Origin of the sequence: Actinoplanes sp. NPDC048967 (assembly GCF_040649415.1) — a bacterium.
Taxonomy (GTDB): Bacteria; Actinomycetota; Actinomycetes; order Mycobacteriales; family Micromonosporaceae; genus Actinoplanes.
Genome location: NZ_JBEZFL010000010.1, coordinates 131,767 through 146,392 on the forward strand (window position 1 = coordinate 131,767; position 14,626 = coordinate 146,392).

The following is a 14,626-nucleotide window of genomic DNA, read 5'->3' on the forward strand; positions in this document are numbered from 1 at the left end:
GCAGCGTCCTCAAGACCCCGGGGAGTGAACAGGATGTTCCGGCTCATCCAACTCCGAGCACAGCACGGCGTACCCCGCATCGGGATCGACCCCGACGGCTACGGCAGCGAACAGGCCGCCCTGACCCGCTACCGGGAGTCACCGACGGCGTACTTCGGCATCGGCCGGTTCGACGAGGCCGGCCGGCTCGCCGAGATCATCATGGACACCGTCTGCAGCCCGGCGGCCGACTGCCCGCGGCCCGCCATGGTGGTGCACGCCGAGACCTTCCAGCCGCTCTGCGACACCTGCTCGTTCGGCCTCGAGGTGCTCACCGTGCCGGAACTGGCGCTGCACCTGGGCGTCGTGGTCCGGATGGCGCCGGTGCTGGCCCCTTCCGGTCGCCACGCCGCACCCGACGAGACGTACTCGGCGAGCAACCGGATCGCCCGCGAGTTCGCCACGCACGTCGACGACCCGGTGTGGCGCATGGAGCTGTGCGCGGAACTGGCCCGGACCCCGTCGGCGGTCAACGGCCTGCTGATCGGGGTCGGCGCGCTGAGCCACCGCGACGTCCTCGACCACTATCCGGCGCTGTGCGCGCTCGGCACCCAGCTGCCCGGCGTCATCCACAGCGACCTGGTACGGGCCATGACCAGACCGCTCTCCCCGGCCGGTGTCACCGCCTTGCGGCTGGGGCTCTAGCCCGTACCGTACTTCCATGACCGTCACGTTCGAAGGGCTCGTCGACCGGGCCCGGGCGCTGGTCCGCGACGGCCGCCGGGCGATCCTGGGCATCGCCGGCGCACCGGGCGCGGGCAAGACCACGCTGGCCGAGGAACTGGTCGCGGCCCTGGCGAAGACGGCCGGCCCGGAATGGGTCGCGCACGTCCCGATGGACGGCTTCCACCTGGCCGACGTGGAGCTCGAACGGCTCGGCAACCGCGACCGCAAGGGCGCGCCGGACACGTTCGACCCGCTGGGCTACGCGGCCCTGCTGCGCCGCCTGCGCGAGGACACCGACGAGATGATCTACGCGCCGGGCTTCGAACGCGTCATCGAACAACCGGTCGCCGGCACCATCGGGGTGTCCCGCGCGACCCGGCTGATCGTCTCGGAGGGCAACTACCTGCTGGTCGGGACCGGCGGCTGGGAACAGGTCCGGCCCCTGCTCGACGAGGTCTGGTACGCCGACCTGGACCAGCAGTCACGGCTGGACCGGCTGATCGACCGGCACCGGCGCTTCGGCAAGAACGAGCACGACGCGGCCCGCTGGGCGACCGGCACCGACGAACGCAACGCCACGGTGATCGCGGCCACCCGGGACCGGGCGGATCTGCTGGTCCCGGCCGCACTGATCCGCGGCATCGGCACCCCGCCCCCGCCGCCCTGACCGTCCACCGGCCAATTCCGGCCCGACTGACAATTCCTTCACGTTTGTGCCCGCCCCAGATCGGCGCCGCGAACAGCGGCCTGCCGGTGGCGGACTCACGGTCAACTCCGGACATCGACCACGGTCATACCTTGACCCTTTTGATATCCTCGCCTGAGAAAGAGAGCACACGCACCGAGGGCAGGACGGCGCACGGCGAAGGGGAAGCCCATGGCTCACCGCATGGGGTTTCGCGACGCAGCCCGCCCGAGCCGGGCGTGCGGACCGGATCGGGGGTATGTGCAGGGCTTTGGGCAAGCGGAGCTGCTACCCAATGTCATCCACGCGCCCAGACGGAAGGTCGTGTCCGCGATGCAATTCAGTATTAGCCGCTAGGACAGCCAAAGGTGGAGGTGTCCGCGATTCTTGTCGCGGCCCTCTTCGCAGTTCTCGCTTGCGTTTCATCCCTCGTCTGGTACACGGTGAGCCAACTCAAGGGACGCAACGGCAGGTCGAAGATTGCGTTTGCCGCGGGCAAGATCCAGCTTTCTGTTGAGTTCGAGGTCGAGAACCACGCGCCTCGTACCGACGATCCCGAAGTCGTCAACGTCATAGACGTTTCGCATCAAGCACCGCCTTCGACGGCCATCGCAGCCGTCAAGGACGAAGGTGGTGATGGCAGATGAGATAGCTTTCGGCGTGGCCTCCCCTCGGAGCGCCACGCTTTCTCACGTCCGCGCCGTTTGTACGCCCGCGCCGCCGTGGGGGCTCGTGGTGGGCCGCGCTATAGGCTTGGGTCTGTTCAACCACGTCCGAACGCGGCAGCGGGGCCACGTCCGCCGGTGACGTGGTCCGGAGCTGCGGATCCCGACGGAGCGTAATTCCTTGAGTGAGCCTGTGTCCGTCGGTGAGGCCGTCGAGACCGAGCCGCGTCGCCGGCCCGGCCGCGCCCTGCGATTCGGCCTGATCGTTACCGCCGTGCTCCTGCTGCTGTTCGGCGTGCCCTGGTGGACCCTGGCGTGGTCCGGCAACCGGTGGCCCGGCGCCGTCTTTGCCGCCGGCACCGTCCTGTTCGCTGTCGCCGCCGTGGCCTTCCCGTTCCTGATGTTCAGCGGGCACGGCCGGCACCACCGCGACGGCGCCGCCCGGGCCGCCGACACCATGCTCGGCGTCGTCTGGGTGCTGTTCGTCTGGTCGCTGCTCGGCACCGTGCTGCGGGCGGTGCTCGCCCTGGCCGGCGTGGCCGACCCGGCCCGGTCGCGGATCGTCACGGCGTCGGTCGCGGTGGTCGCGACGGTCCTGCTCCTCTGGGGGTACGCCGAAGCGATGCGCGTCTCCCGGGTCCGCCGCATCGACGTGCGCATCCCCCGCCTCGGCCAGGGGCTCGACGGCCTCAAGGTCGTGCTGCTGACCGACACGCACTACGGCCCGATCGACCGGGCCCGCTGGTCGCGTGGTGTCGTCGACGTGGTCAACTCGCTGGAGCCCGACGTGGTCGCGCACACCGGCGACATCGCGGACGGTGAGGTGGCCCAGCGCCGCGAGCAGGCGGCCCCGCTCGGCGACGTCCGCGCCCGGCTGGCCCGGGTGTACGTGACCGGCAACCACGAGTACTTCAGCGGCGCCCAGCGCTGGGTCGAGCACATGGCCGCGCTGGGCTGGGAGGCGCTGCACAACCGGCACGTCGTGGTGACCCGCAACGGAGACAGCCTGGTGGTGGCCGGGGTCGACGACCGTACGGCCGCGGGCTCGGGCGTGCCCGGACACCACATGGACCACGAGGCCGCCCTGGCCGGCGCCGACCCGGACCTGCCGGTGCTGCTGCTGGCCCACCAGCCGCAGCAGATCACCGGGGCCGTGGCGCACGGTGTCGAACTGCAGCTGTCCGGCCACACCCACGGCGGGCAGATGTGGCCGTTCCACTACCTGGTCCGGTTGGACCAGCCGGTGCTGCAGGGCCTGAGCCGGCACGGCGAGCGCACCCAGCTCTACACCTCGCGCGGCACCGGCTTCTGGGGGCCGCCGTTCCGCATCTTCGCACCGAGCGAGATCACCCTGCTCACCCTGCACGCGGCCTGAGCCCGGCGGTCAGTTCAGGCGCTCCAGCAGGTGCACGGTCACGCTGGCGCCGGCCTCCTTGCCGATCCGGCGGCGCAGGGCCGTCTTCACCGGCAGTTTGTGCCGGCCGTCGCCCAGCGCCATGAACGAGCTGGTGAACGGCTCGCCGTCGACGGTGCCGCGCACCTTGACCAGGCCGCGGGTGCCGAAGAGCTCGGCCGAGCCCGGCATGATCACGTACGTCCAGCCGTTGTCCGCGCCGCTCTTCTCCAGCACGGCTGTGAACTCGGTGTCGAGCGGTCCGGCGGTCCGTGTCATCGTCTGCTCCCAGTGCCGGGGCGCCTCCGGCGGGCGCCGTCACCCAGGTGTAGAAGCCGGTAGCGGATTTTCGACATCCCCGCCATGGTGACGCACGTGATACCCCGCGGCCACGTAATTGCGTTGAGTCCGCACCCGGGCGCCCCGCAGGATGGAGACACCGCCTTCCCCTATCCGTGAGGACTTTCGATGCGCCTGCTCCGCGACTTATGGGCGACTTCGCCCCGGCGCACCGGTTTCGTGGCGGTCCTCATCGTGCTGGGCGCGGCCGGGCAGGCCGGCGCCCTCGGCCTCGCCGGCGCGGTCCTGGTCAACCGGTCCGTGCCGCTGTTCACCCTGCTCGCTGTCGCCCTGGTGGCGTCCGTGCTCAGCGACGTCATCGTCGGCCTGGTCGTCGCCGGGCTGACCGCCGACTGGGCGGCCACCGTGCGGCGCGGCCTGTGCCGGGTCGCCTTCGGCCAGGAACTGCCGGCCCTGGAGAACACCCCGGTCGGCGAGCTGCTCGACCGCATCGACAGCGATGTCTACCAGGTCGGCTCCGAGCTGCGCGGCAGCGGCGTACGGCTGGCCCAGTCCCTCGCCGTGGCGGTGCTCTCCATCGTCACCGCCTTCTTCGCCTGGTGGCCCGCCGGCCTCGGCATGCTGCTCGTCTCGTTCCTGCTGGTGGCGGTGCTGACCAAACCGGTCCAGCGCATCTCGCCGCTGCGGGTGCGCGAGGAGGAGGCCTGGTCCGACCTGGCCGCGGTGATGGAGGAGTCCGTCCACGGCCAGGACGACGTCCGCACCAGCCTGGCCGCCCCGTACGTCCGCCGGCTCTACGCCCAGCGCGCCCGCGAGGTGCTGATCCGCGGCCGCAAGGTGTGGACCACGTCGTCGCGGGTGACCCTCAGCGCCGGGGCGATCACCCGGGTGCTGATCGCGGCGCTCGTGATCGTGGGCGCCTGGGCCCTGACCGCCGGGCACGTCGACGGTGCCCGGCTCACCGCGGTGTGGCTGCTCGCGCTCGGCTTCGGCGGCACGCTGGAACACGTCACCCGGATGGTGCCGGAGCTGCAGAACGCGCTCGGCGCCTGGAGCCGGGTGCAGTCGCTGCGCGCCGTACCGCAGGAGCCGACCGCCGGGCTGCCGCCGGTCGACGGCGACCTGCACGTCCGGGATCTGACCTTCCGCTACGGCGAGGCCGACTCCGGGCGCCCGCCGGCGCTGCGCGGCATCAACCTGTCCTTCGCCCGCGGCCGGTCCTACGCGCTGATCGGGCGCACCGGCTCGGGCAAGTCGACGCTGGCCAAGGTGCTCACCCGGGCCGTCGACGTGCCCCGCGGCACCGTCTTCCTCGGCGGCACCGACATCGTCGACCTGGACGTCGAGGGGCTGCGCCGGTGGACGGCGATCGTCCCGCAACGCACCGAGATCCTGGCCGGCACGCTGGCCGAGAACATCGCTCTGTTCGACCCGGAGCTGCTGCCGCGGGCCGGCACCGCGCTGGAGGAGCTGGGCCTGACCTCGTGGGCCGGCGCGCTGCCCGACGGCATCGACACCCGGCTCGGCGAGGGCGGCTACGTGCTCTCCGCCGGCCAGGAGCAGCTGGTCGCGTTCGCCCGGATCCTGGTCCGGGACCCGCACGTGGTGATCCTGGACGAGGCCACCGCCCGGATGGACCCGGTCACCGAGGCCTGGGTGCAGCGCGCCACCGACCGGCTGCTCGAGGGCCGGATCGGCGTCATCGTCGCGCACCGGCTGTCCTCGGTGCGGCGCTGCGACGAGGTCGTGGTGCTCGCCGACGGCCAGGTGCTGGAGGCCGGACCGCTGCTCGAATCGCAGCGCTTCGCCGAGCTGCTCGCCAGCTCCAACGTCACGGCGCCCGCGCGCGCGTCCGGCGGGGTGGCCCTGCTCGAACGCGAGCCGGAGGAGCCGCTGCGCACCGAGCTGGGTAACACGCTGCCGCTGGCCGATCCGCCGCCGCTGCCGCCGGCCCCCCGCGCGCGCACCATGCGCGAGATCGCCCGGCTGACCATGAACGACCCGCGCTACGGTCTCGCCGCGATCTCGCTGTTCCTCGTCCTGGTGCTGCTCGGCCTGGACGGCGCGATCCTGCCGCTGCTGTGGTCGCAGGTCGTCGACGGCATCGGGGACCCGATGTGGCCGGCGATCGGCATCACCGCGGGGCTGATCGTGGCGATCCCGGCGCTGTACTACACCGGCGCCTGGTTCCCCGAGTGGTGGGTCCGGCAGATGCTGCGGATCAGCATGCGGCTGGTGCACGGCCAGATCGGCCCGCGCCGGGTCAGCAAGTACACCCCGGCCGAGGTCGTGGCCCAGGGCGGCGACACCGAACGCGTCGTCATGCTGGCCGACAACCTGATCGACACCAGCGTCAGCCTGGTCATGATCGTGACGATGACGGCGGCCTCCCGCTCGTTCGTGCCGGCCGCGTTCTTCGTCGGCACGATGGTGATCTCCGGCCTGGCCGCGACGCTGTTCGGACCGCGGCTGGAACGCGCGGCCCGGCACACGGTGGCGGCCCGCGCGGCGTTCGCGACCGCGCTGGTGTCCTCGCTGTCGGCGGCGCGCACGGTGAAACTGGCCGGCGCGACCACCTCGGTGCTGGAGCACCTGGCCGGGCTGGACGCGTCCCGCAGCGACCGGCAGCGCCGGGAGATCTCGATCCAGGTGTGGGCCCGTTCCACGCCGTCGGTCGTCAGCGGCCTGCTGCCGATCGCCGCCTGGGCGATGTACCTGGCCGGCAACCTGTCGGCGGCGGCGACGCTGATCGCGGTGGCGACCCTGGGCGCGGCCCGGTGGTTCGCGTGGACCACGGCCTCGCTGGTGTCGCACTTCCCGTCGGCCCGGGTGTGGACGCGCCGCACGGTGGCGATGGCCGGGGTGGCGGAGTATTCGTCGGCGGTGCCGGGCGTGGACATCGCGCAGGGCACCGCGGACGCGCCGCCGGCTCCGCCGCGCAACCCGTTGCGCACCTTGGCGCTGTCCGGCTTCAGCGCGGTGCACGAGAACGGCACGGTCGGCGCCCAGGACATCGACCTGGTCGTCGAGCGCGGCCAGCTGGTGCTGGTCGTGGGCCCGGTCGGCGCCGGCAAGTCGTCGCTGCTGCGGGCCCTGGCCGGGATCGTGCACCACACCGGGTCGCTGACCTGGAACGGCCGGCCGGTGGACGAGCCGGAGGTGTTCCTGCGGCCCAACCAGGTCGGTTACGTGGCCCAGCTGCCCCGGGTGCTGTCCGGCACGGTCGCGGACAACATCCAGCTCGGCCACGAGGTGGACGCCGCCGACGCGGTGAGCACCGCGCAGCTGGAGCACGACCTGGCGGCGGCCGGCGGTGGCCTGCAGCTGCTGATCGGCCACAAGGGCACCCGGCTCTCCGGCGGCCAGCTGCAACGGCTGGCGCTGGCCCGGGCCCTGGCGCCGCGCACGGAGCTGCTGATCGCCGACGACGTGTCGTCCGCGCTGGACGTCACGACGGAGCTGGAGCTGTGGCGGGCCCTGCGCGAGCACGGCGTCACGGTGGTCGGTTCGACCTCGAAGCGTGCGGCACTGTCCCGCGCCGACAAGGTGGTCGTGCTGATCGGCGGCCGCGCGGTGGCCCAGGGCACCTGGCGTGAGCTGGAGGACAGGTACGGCCACCTGGCCGGCTGAGTGATCGCCGGCGGCGGGATCCCGTCGCCGGCGATCGCGCTCGCCCGGCCGGCTACCGGCCGGCCACGTCCCGCTTGCTCGGGACCAGGGCGTGCGGCTCGCTGTCCGGGTCGTCGATGCCGAAGCTGATGACGCGGCGCGGGTGGATCCGGATGATCGCCTCGCCCGCGGCCGGCCGGACCGCCTCGGCGACGCCCCGGATCTCCAGGCAGCGCACCCGCCACGGGTCCGTCGAGGGCAGGTCGTCGACCACGAAGGCGACCCGCCCGTTGTCCGCGACGTTGCGGTACTTGCGGCTGGCGGCCATGTGCCAGCCGCTGATGTCGATGGTCGCCAGGTCGCTGTTCCAGCGGAAGCCGACCGGGCTGACCTGCAGGGTGCCGTCGGGCTGGGCGGTCGCCAGGCGGCCGAGCGGCTGGCCGGCCAGGTAGGCGAGTTCTGCTGCGGTGAAGGTCATCCCCGCAGTCGACAACCTGCACCCGGCTTCAGGTCAAGAGGCGGCCCGGGTCTGCAGCTGCCGCACCACGCTCGTGACGGTGCCGGCCGGGATGGCGAAACCGACGCCGACGCTGCCGGTGCTCTGGTCACTGGCCGTGGCGATGGCGACGTTGATGCCGATGACGTTGCCGGAGGTGTCGACCAGGGCGCCGCCGGAGTTGCCCTCGTTGATCGGCGCGTCGGTCTGCAGCAGGCCGGTCAGCTGTTCGGTGCCGGTGCCGACCTCACGGTCGAGGGCACTGACGATGCCGGAGGTGACGGTGCCCTCCAGCCCCAGCGGTGCGCCGAAGGCGAGCACGGTGTCGCCGACGGCCACGCTGTCGTCCGCCCCGAACGTGGCCGGGGTCAGTCCCGACACCCCGGTCGCCTGCACCAGCGCCAGGTCGTGGGTGCTGTCGGCGGCGACAACCCGGGCCGGCACGGTACGGCCGTCGGCGAGCCGCACGCTGACCGTGCCCCCGGAGGCGATGACGTGGTTGTTGGTCAGGATCAGCCCGTCGGCACCGAGCACGACCCCGGAGCCGAGCGCCGACTCGTCCGCGCCGTCGATGAGGACGGTGACGATGCTGGGTGCCACCTTCGCGGCGATCGGGGCGAGACTGTTGTTCTCGTTCACGGCCACTGCGGTGGCGGTGGTCGCCGTGGCGGCGGTGGTGGCCGAGGCCCGGTCGGCGTAGTGCTCGGCGACGAAGCCTCCCGCCGTACCGCCGCCGGCGATCAGCGCGAGCACCGCGGCGCCGCCGGCGACCCGCCGCGGCCAATGCCGGTCTCCCCCGCCGTGTTGACCGATGATGTCCGGCGGCAGCGGCGGAGCCGGCGGGATGGTGCCGGTGGACGTGGCGTCCTCGGTGTACGGGGGCCGGGTCAGCAGATCGGTCATGGCGCGCCTCGCCTCATCAGTGAGCGGTGATGACCCCACTGTTGCCCGGCAGGTTGTCAGCGACCGGTGAGCTCTCTGTGCGTTCGCTGTAGGCGGCGTGGCCGGCTGTTGCCGTTGCCGCGGCCTCAAGAGCCGCGGATGTACCAGGTCGCGGTGGAGGTGACCGTGAAGTTCAACCGGCGGTAGAGCGGAATGCCGGCCTCGGTGGCCACCAGCGTGGCGGTTCTGCCGCGGTGTGCGGCCAGGGCGGCGTTCATGACCACCGAGCCGAGGCCGGTGGATCGGTGTTCCGCGAGGGTGGCCAGCCAGTAGACGCCCACCGCGGTGCCGTCGTCGAACGTGTAGCACGCCGCGGCGGCCACGCCGCCGCGGCGAGCGAGCCACACCTTCCATCCCGGCAGCCGCAGCACTCTGGCCGGCAACGCCTGCCCCGCCTGCCACGGCTGGAGGTGCGGGAACGGGAAGCCGTCGACCATGACCCGTTCGGCCTCGGCCAGCGCCGCCGAGTCGTTCACCGCGCCCACTGTGGTGTCCGGGCGGTGACTCTCCTCCACATCAGCGGGTGCGCGGTTCATGACCGGCATCCGCAGCACCGTGGTGCCCGGCACCACCACGGGTGGTGCGCCGTACGGGTCCTCCACGATCACCCGCCCACCCGGCGGCAGTGCCCGCACCAACCCGGCAACCGACTCGGACGCCAACGGCCGGCGGATGAGGTAGCGGGCGCCGCCCGCGACGGCCACGCCGAAAACACCCTCGGGAGCGGCGACCACGTTCTGGAAACTACGCCACATGTGCTCAGCGTTGCGGACGTACGCTTCAGCGCCTCTCACACGGCGAGTATGTCAGCCGAGTGTCAGATGCCCCGGGCTGAGCGCGCTCAGGAAGTCCCGGGCGTCGAACCGCGCGCCCGCCGAAGCCACTCCCGCGGCATTCCCCTCCCCGGCCAGGATCCGCGCGGCCGCGGCCACGACCAGCGGTGCGGTGACCGCGTAGATGTCGCGGCCACTCGCCACCGCCCGGCGCTCCTCGCCACCCGAGCGGGCGACGACCTCGACCAGGAAGGTCTGCGCCGACCGCCCGTGCTCGTCGATCGCCACGGGCCCCGACGGATCGGCGGCCAGCAGGTCGTCGACCGCGTTGCTGGTCATCACCGTGGAGATCTCGGGGACGTCCAGGTGGGTCGGGATCACGGCACTGTCGGCCGTCGTGAACTCGCCCACCACCGGCCGGGTGCCGACGGGCGCCGGGAAGGTCCACTCGGTGCGGGGCGCGTCTCCGGTGCGGTGCCGCAGCCGGCGGCCGGTGTAGGTGACGCGCCGGCCGTCGCGGCGCTGCGCGGAGACCCGGCCCGTCGCCCGGGTGCCGGGGGTGGGGCGCCAGCTGCTGAGGGCGTAAGCGATGGTCAGGTGATCGGCGCCCGGCCGGTCCCCCACCGCCGCGGTCGCGAGTAGATCGCCCAGGCCACCGTAGAAGGCGACCGCCGGGACGATCGGGATGCCCGCACCCGGGAAGGCGGCGAAGGTGTCCGCGACGACCTCGAGCTCGGCGGTGACATCGAGGTACGGAATCCCGGCCCGGATCGCGGCCCCGATCGTCGGCGCGGCGGTCGTGGCGAACGGACCGGCACAGTTGATCACCGCGTCGGCGTCCCGGAACGCCCGGTCCAGGTCGGTGGCCCGACCGCAGGGAATCGGCGTCATCCCCCGCCGCCGCAGCTCGGCGACGACGAACCCGCCGGTGTGACCCCCGGCGCCCAGCACAGCGATCCGCTCACTCATGGTGATCAGCCTGGCCGAGGTGATCCGGTACGGCCAGTGTCCGCAACGCCATACCCCGTACAGTTTCGGACATGCACTCCGTCGCCCTGGCCGTCACCGACGGCACGCCGCTGTTCGAGCTCGCCGCGGCGTGCGAGGTCTTCGGCGTGGACCGCGACCTGACCGCTCCCTGGTACGACTTCACCGTCTGCGGCGACGACGGCGCAGCCGTCGGCGGCTGGCTCAGAGCCGGCATCCAGCACGGCCTGGAGGCCCTGGCCCGAGCCGACACGGTGATCGTCCCGTCCTGCCGCGACGCCGCCGACCCGCCGCCGCCGGCCCTGGTCGCCGCCGTCCGCGCGGCCCACGAAGCCGGAGCCCGGGTGGCGTCGCTGTGCACGGGCGCGTTCATCCTGGCCGAGGCGGGCCTGCTGAACGGCCGCCGCGCGACCACCCACTGGGCGCACACGGCGCTGCTGCGCGACCGCTACCCGGCGGTCGACGTCGACCCGGACGTGCTCTACATCGACGACGGCGACGTGCTGACCTCGGCCGGCAAAGCGGCCGGCATGGACCTCTGCCTGCACCTGGTCCGGACCGACCACGGTACGGCGGTGGCCAACGCCCTGGCCCGCACCCTGGTGGTGCCCCCGCACCGGCAGGGCGGCCAGGCCCAGTTCATCCCGGCCGCGGTGGGCCACGGGCCGGACCACGCGCTGGCGGAGCTGCTGCCCTGGGCGCTGGAACGCGTTGCTTCGCCGTTGACGGTGCGGGAGCTGGCCCGCCGGGCGGGGATGAGCTCACGGAATCTGGCGCGGCACTTCCACGCGGTGACGGGGGTGAGTCCGTTGCGGTGGCTGCTGACCCAGCGGGTGCGGTTGGCGCAGGAGCTGCTGGAGACCTCGGAGCTGAGCGTCGAGCAGATCGCGTCACGGACCGGGATGGGCACGGCGACGACGCTGCGGCGCCATTTCCATCAACAGCTCGGCGTACCGCCGGAGACTTATCGTCGGACTTTCCGGCCCTGAGCCGGCGACGTCAACGACTTCCCTCCGGTCGGTCCGGCCGGCCCGGCAAGGGGAGGATGCCGCAGCGCTGGGCGTACAGCACTGTGGTCAGCCGGTCATGGGTGTCGAGCTTCCGATACAGATTCTCCTGGTGTTTGGTGACGGTTGCCGGCCGGATACCGAGGCGGCGTCCGATCGCGGCCGCGGTCATTCCCCGCGCCATGAGACCCAGAATGGTCAGCTCCCGTGGCGTGACGCTCGGGTGGTCGGCGGACTGTCCCGTGTCCATCGCGGCGCGCAGACCGTGCAATTCGGTGAGATGGCGGTCGAGCCGGTTCAGCAGCGGCATCAATCGGTGGGCGAGATCGACGTCCCGGCCGGTGAAATCCAGCGTCGATCTGACCACCAGGGCCGTGCGGGCCGGCGAGACGGGAATACCCAGGTGGTAGGTGCTGCCGTCCACCTCGCGCTGCGCCAGCAGGTAATTCGGATTGCGCCGCCAGGCGGCCGCGCCGATGACGTCGGTGACCCGTACCGGTGCCCGCTCGCCGGCCGCGAAGACCGGCGTCAGCGGGTGGGTGGGGCGGAAGATCCGGACCCGTTCGGTGGCCTTGACCAGCCGAGGTGACCGCGTCCAGGCCAGCACCGGGCTCGTACCGGGATCGACGGGTCCATCGGTCACCATCACCACGGCGGTGCCTCCGACGGTGTCCCGGAGTGCCGTCGCGAGCCGTGGCCACGGCGGGCCGGCCACCTCGCTGTCGAGCATCCCGGTCACCAGATCGAGAATCCGCTCGTAGGCCCGGACCGGCAGAGGCTTCACCGGTCCAGAATGACCAGCTCCGGAGCTCAAGTCTACGGACTTCTGCGAATACCTCAGGACCGCCGCCGTCTCCATTCTGGAACCGGACCGAGATCCCGAACGGATCCGGCGTCGTGCGGCCGTCGGCCGTCGATCACTTGGAGGTAGGCATGACCATCAGGCTCAAGCACAACAATGCATTCGTCCGCCGCCCGATTCGCACGGCCCTGGTCGCGGCGATCTGCCTCGGCGGGGTTGCATCGGCCACCCCGGCCGCGGCCGCCACGCCGGACCCGGCGCCGGCCGGCGGTCACCATTCCAGCTTCCTGAAGTACTCCGCGCTGGACGCCGGCGAGTGGTCGGCGAACGGAAGTGCGAACTGGCCCGAGACATTCTGCAAGATCAATGGATCGGCGTTCGCGTTCCTGGCGAAGATCGAACAGAGTGACGGCAGCAGCACCAACGGTCTGGTGGTGCAGACGCACGCCGACATCCACAATCCGTGGGTGTTCGTGGGGTGCACGCTCCGCCTGTACGTGGACGTGATCGGCACGGACGGCGTGACGATGAAGACGTTCGCCTACGAGCCCTCGGCGGGCGCGTGGGTCAGCGGGACCGGAGACCGGACCTACACCTACGTCGACTCCCTCGTCATGCCGCAGCCCAGGCTCGACCGCATCGACCACCTCCGCCTCAGATTCAGCAACGTGTAGGCCGGACCGACGAGCAGGAGCCCCGACCTCACCGGTCGGGGCTCCTTGCCGGGTCAAGGTCGGCTCAGCGGGCCGACCCCGCCCCCTGCGCCTCGCGTTCCGCGGCCCGGCTGTTGCGTCGCCCGTACGTCAGATAGACCACCATCCCGATCCCCAGCCAGGCCAGGAACCGCAGCCACGTCTCCACCGACAGGTTCGTCATCAGGTACAGACAAGCCAACGCCGAAACCATCGGCAGGACCGGGGACAGGGGCACCCGGAACGGCCGGGACAGCTGCGGCCTCGTCCGCCGCAGCACCGGCACGGCCACCGACACCACCACGAACGCGAACAGCGTCCCGATGCTCACCAGGTTCGCCAGCGACGACAGCGGCACGAAGCCCGCCAGCAGCGCGATCCCCACGGTCACCGCGATGGTCGTCCGGTACGGCGTACCCCAGCGGGGGTGGACCGCCCCCACCTTGGGCGGCAGCAGGCGGTCGCGGGACATCGCGAAGCCGATCCGGCCGATCGCCACGATGTCGACCAGGATGACGCTGGTCAGGCCGGCCACCGCCGCGATCGAGACCAGGGACGAGGCCCAGCCCGCGCCGACCGCGTCGAAGGCCGAGGCGATCGGGGCGCCGCGGTCGATCTGGCGGTAGTCGACCATGCCGACCACCACGAACGACACCGCGACGTACAGCAGGGCCGACACGCCCAGCGTGCCGAACAGGCCCAGCGGGAGGTCGCGGCGGGGGTTGCGGGTTTCCTCGCCCAGGTTGGCCACGGCCTCGAAGCCGGTGTACGCGAAGAACACCACCGCCGCCGCGGTCAGCACCCCGGCCACCCCGAACGCCGACGGGTCGAGGCCGAACAGCAGCTGGGACAGCGGGCGGGTCAGGCCCGACGCGTCGTCCTCGACCGGTTGCGACGGCGGGACGAACGGGGTCAGGTTGGCCGCCTTGATGAAGAAGGCGCCGGCGATCACCACGAAGACGCAGATCGCCACCTTGACGACGACCAGCAGGTTGGTGACGCGTGACGACTGGCGGATGCCGATCGTGGCGACCGCGCCCAGCAGCAGCACGATCGCGACCGCGCCCAGGTTGACGACGCTGTCCTCGCCGAAGAAGGCGCCGGGCAGGTCGAAGAGCTCGGCCAGGTAGCCGGACCAGCCGCGGGCGACCACGGCGGCGCCCAGGGCGAACTCCAGCACCAGGTCCCAGCCGATGATCCAGGCGACGACCTCGCCCATGGTCGCGTACGCGTAGGTGTAGGCGCTGCCCGCGGTCGGCACGCTCGACGCCAGTTCGGCGTAGCAGAGGGCGGCGAGCAGGCTGGCCACCCCGGCCAGCGCGAACGCCACGATGACGGCCGGGCCGGCGTGGTCGCGGGCCTCGATGCCGGTCAGCGTGAAGATGCCCGTACCGATGACGATGCCGATCCCGAAGCCCATCAGGTCCAGCGGCCCCAGCCGCCGGCGCAGCCGTCCGTCGCCCTCGCGGCCCTCCTCGGCCTGGTCGCCGCTCTGGGCCAGGACGACCTCGATCGGTTTGGTCCGCATCATCGACACGGTGGGCTCCCCTCTGTCCGGCGCGGCTTGCGG

14 protein-coding genes are annotated in these 14,626 nt (G+C 72.1%); 7 read left to right on the forward strand and 7 right to left on the reverse strand.

Features of this window, described 5'->3' with window-relative positions; all coding sequences use genetic code 11:
• Positions 1-33: 33 nt before the first annotated feature.
• The 4 genes from AB0C12_RS35205 (at position 34) to AB0C12_RS35220 (ending at position 3,430) form a co-directional block, all read left to right on the forward strand.
• Positions 34-684: a hypothetical protein gene (locus AB0C12_RS35205; protein WP_360554489.1), complete on the forward strand. Its 651-nt coding sequence runs from the start codon at positions 34-36 to the stop codon at positions 682-684.
• Between the two features lie 16 nt (positions 685-700).
• Positions 701-1,372, forward strand: coding sequence for a nucleoside/nucleotide kinase family protein (locus AB0C12_RS35210; protein WP_360554490.1), 672 nt, complete (start codon positions 701-703; stop codon positions 1,370-1,372).
• A 392-nt stretch (positions 1,373-1,764) separates the two neighbouring features.
• Positions 1,765-2,037 (forward strand): hypothetical protein, encoded by a 273-nt coding sequence (locus AB0C12_RS35215; protein ID WP_360554491.1) that lies wholly within the window; start codon positions 1,765-1,767, stop codon positions 2,035-2,037.
• 199 nt (positions 2,038-2,236) lie between these two features.
• Complete coding sequence (locus AB0C12_RS35220; protein WP_360554493.1) at positions 2,237-3,430, forward strand: metallophosphoesterase; 1,194 nt, start codon at positions 2,237-2,239, stop codon at positions 3,428-3,430.
• Positions 3,431-3,439: 9 nt separating this feature from the next.
• On the opposite strand, the gene AB0C12_RS35225 is transcribed toward AB0C12_RS35220, so the two are convergent.
• A complete protein-coding gene (locus AB0C12_RS35225; protein WP_360554495.1) occupies positions 3,440-3,727 on the reverse strand; it encodes a DUF1905 domain-containing protein in 288 nt (95 codons plus the stop codon).
• A 189-nt stretch (positions 3,728-3,916) separates the two neighbouring features.
• Between AB0C12_RS35225 and AB0C12_RS35230 the strand changes: the two genes are divergently transcribed.
• Positions 3,917-7,378 carry an ABC transporter ATP-binding protein/permease gene (locus AB0C12_RS35230; RefSeq protein WP_360554496.1) on the forward strand — a complete coding sequence of 1,154 codons (3,462 nt, stop codon included), beginning with the start codon at positions 3,917-3,919 and terminating at the stop codon, positions 7,376-7,378.
• A 52-nt stretch (positions 7,379-7,430) separates the two neighbouring features.
• Here the strand turns inward: AB0C12_RS35230 and AB0C12_RS35235 are convergent, their stop codons facing one another.
• The 4 genes from AB0C12_RS35235 to AB0C12_RS35250 form a co-directional block, all read right to left on the reverse strand.
• A complete protein-coding gene (locus tag AB0C12_RS35235) occupies positions 7,431-7,835 on the reverse strand; it encodes a PPOX class F420-dependent oxidoreductase (RefSeq protein WP_360554498.1) in 405 nt (134 codons plus the stop codon).
• Between the two features lie 33 nt (positions 7,836-7,868).
• Complete coding sequence (locus AB0C12_RS35240) at positions 7,869-8,756, reverse strand: trypsin-like peptidase domain-containing protein (RefSeq protein WP_360554499.1); 888 nt, start codon at positions 8,754-8,756, stop codon at positions 7,869-7,871.
• Between the two features lie 125 nt (positions 8,757-8,881).
• Positions 8,882-9,589, reverse strand: coding sequence for a GNAT family N-acetyltransferase (locus AB0C12_RS35245; protein WP_360554501.1), 708 nt, complete (start codon positions 9,587-9,589; stop codon positions 8,882-8,884).
• Positions 9,590-9,601: 12 nt separating this feature from the next.
• Positions 9,602-10,537, reverse strand: a complete 936-nt coding sequence (locus AB0C12_RS35250) for a saccharopine dehydrogenase (RefSeq protein ID WP_360554502.1) — start codon at positions 10,535-10,537, stop codon at positions 9,602-9,604.
• A gap of 71 nt (positions 10,538-10,608) precedes the next feature.
• On the opposite strand from AB0C12_RS35250, the gene AB0C12_RS35255 reads away from it, so the two are divergent.
• On the forward strand, positions 10,609-11,544 hold the full coding sequence (locus AB0C12_RS35255) for a helix-turn-helix domain-containing protein (RefSeq protein WP_360554504.1): 936 nt from the start codon (positions 10,609-10,611) through the stop codon (positions 11,542-11,544).
• A gap of 10 nt (positions 11,545-11,554) precedes the next feature.
• Here AB0C12_RS35255 and AB0C12_RS35260 read toward each other — a convergent pair whose 3' ends face one another.
• A complete protein-coding gene (locus tag AB0C12_RS35260) occupies positions 11,555-12,346 on the reverse strand; it encodes a helix-turn-helix domain-containing protein (RefSeq protein ID WP_360554506.1) in 792 nt (263 codons plus the stop codon).
• Positions 12,347-12,495: 149 nt separating this feature from the next.
• On the opposite strand from AB0C12_RS35260, the gene AB0C12_RS35265 reads away from it, so the two are divergent.
• Complete coding sequence (locus tag AB0C12_RS35265) at positions 12,496-13,038, forward strand: hypothetical protein (RefSeq protein ID WP_360554508.1); 543 nt, start codon at positions 12,496-12,498, stop codon at positions 13,036-13,038.
• 64 nt (positions 13,039-13,102) lie between these two features.
• Here AB0C12_RS35265 and AB0C12_RS35270 read toward each other — a convergent pair whose 3' ends face one another.
• On the reverse strand, positions 13,103-14,584 hold the full coding sequence (locus tag AB0C12_RS35270; protein ID WP_360554510.1) for an amino acid permease: 1,482 nt from the start codon (positions 14,582-14,584) through the stop codon (positions 13,103-13,105).
• Positions 14,585-14,626: the final 42 nt, after the last annotated feature.

What these genes read in the sequence shown, in the direction of transcription:
- AB0C12_RS35205 (WP_360554489.1), top strand. Translation starts at nt 34, where the DNA reads ATGTTCCGGCTCATCCAACTCCGAGCACAGCACGGCGTACCCCGCATC.
- AB0C12_RS35210 (WP_360554490.1), top strand. Translation starts at nt 701, where the DNA reads ATGACCGTCACGTTCGAAGGGCTCGTCGACCGGGCCCGGGCGCTGGTC.
- AB0C12_RS35225 (WP_360554495.1), bottom strand. Translation starts at nt 3,727, where the DNA reads ATGACACGGACCGCCGGACCGCTCGACACCGAGTTCACAGCCGTGCTG.
- AB0C12_RS35230 (WP_360554496.1), top strand. Translation starts at nt 3,917, where the DNA reads ATGCGCCTGCTCCGCGACTTATGGGCGACTTCGCCCCGGCGCACCGGT.
- AB0C12_RS35235 (WP_360554498.1), bottom strand. Translation starts at nt 7,835, where the DNA reads ATGACCTTCACCGCAGCAGAACTCGCCTACCTGGCCGGCCAGCCGCTC.
- AB0C12_RS35240 (WP_360554499.1), bottom strand. Translation starts at nt 8,756, where the DNA reads ATGACCGATCTGCTGACCCGGCCCCCGTACACCGAGGACGCCACGTCC.
- AB0C12_RS35250 (WP_360554502.1), bottom strand. Translation starts at nt 10,537, where the DNA reads ATGAGTGAGCGGATCGCTGTGCTGGGCGCCGGGGGTCACACCGGCGGG.
- AB0C12_RS35255 (WP_360554504.1), top strand. Translation starts at nt 10,609, where the DNA reads ATGCACTCCGTCGCCCTGGCCGTCACCGACGGCACGCCGCTGTTCGAG.
- AB0C12_RS35265 (WP_360554508.1), top strand. Translation starts at nt 12,496, where the DNA reads ATGACCATCAGGCTCAAGCACAACAATGCATTCGTCCGCCGCCCGATT.
- AB0C12_RS35270 (WP_360554510.1), bottom strand. Translation starts at nt 14,584, where the DNA reads ATGCGGACCAAACCGATCGAGGTCGTCCTGGCCCAGAGCGGCGACCAG.